Origin of the sequence: Vibrio sp. 1-1(7), assembly GCF_013048485.1 — a bacterium.
In the GTDB taxonomy this organism is placed as follows: Bacteria; Pseudomonadota; Gammaproteobacteria; order Enterobacterales; family Vibrionaceae; genus Vibrio; species Vibrio fujianensis.
The window spans coordinates 1-1133 of record NZ_VHSP01000025.1 but is presented as its reverse complement, the minus strand read 5'-3'; the positions used below and the strand labels follow the sequence as shown (position 1 = coordinate 1133).

Sequence of the window (1133 nt, the reverse complement as noted above, 5' to 3'; positions counted from 1 at the left end):
CTCAATTGAGCCCATCAAAACCTCTTCGGTGTTGTATGGTTAAGCCTCACGGGCTATTAGTACAGGTTAGCTCAACGCCTCACAACGCTTACACACCCTGCCTATCAACGTTCTAGTCTCGAACAACCCTTTAGGACAGTTAAACTGCCAGGGAGAACTCATCTCAGGGCTCGCTTCGCGCTTAGATGCTTTCAGCGCTTATCAATTCCGAACTTAGCTACCGGGCAATGCCACTGGCGTGACAACCCGAACACCAGAGGTTCGTCCACTCCGGTCCTCTCGTACTAGGAGCAGCCCCCTTCAATTCTCCAACGCCCACGGCAGATAGGGACCGAACTGTCTCACGACGTTCTAAACCCAGCTCGCGTACCACTTTAAATGGCGAACAGCCATACCCTTGGGACCGACTTCAGCCCCAGGATGTGATGAGCCGACATCGAGGTGCCAAACACCGCCGTCGATATGAACTCTTGGGCGGTATCAGCCTGTTATCCCCGGAGTACCTTTTATCCGTTGAGCGATGGCCCTTCCATTCAGAACCACCGGATCACTATGACCTGCTTTCGCACCTGCTCGAACCGTCATTCTCGCAGTTAAGCGGGCTTATGCCATTGCACTAACCTCACGATGTCCAACCGTGATTAGCCCACCTTCGTGCTCCTCCGTTACTCTTTGGGAGGAGACCGCCCCAGTCAAACTACCCACCAGGCACTGTCCTCAACCCGGATAACGGGTCTAAGTTAGAACATCAACACTACAAGGGTGGTATTTCAAGGTCGACTCCACGCAATCTAGCGACTGCGCTTCAAAGTCTCCCACCTATCCTACACATGTAGGGTCAATGTTCAGTGCCAAGCTGTAGTAAAGGTTCACGGGGTCTTTCCGTCTAGCCGCGGGTACACTGCATCTTCACAGCGATTTCAATTTCACTGAGTCTCGGGTGGAGACAGCGTGGCCATCATTACGCCATTCGTGCAGGTCGGAACTTACCCGACAAGGAATTTCGCTACCTTAGGACCGTTATAGTTACGGCCGCCGTTTACCGGGGCTTCGATCAAGAGCTTCGTGTTACCACTAACCCCATCAATTAACCTTCCGGCACCGGGCAGGCGTCACACCGTATACGTCATCTT

General features: G+C 53.0%; 1 rRNA gene. It reads right to left on the bottom strand.

Annotated features, from left to right (window positions below):
• Nucleotides 1-35: 35 nt before the first annotated feature.
• A 23S ribosomal RNA gene (locus FKN05_RS16470) occupies nucleotides 36-1133 on the bottom strand; the annotation flags it as partial.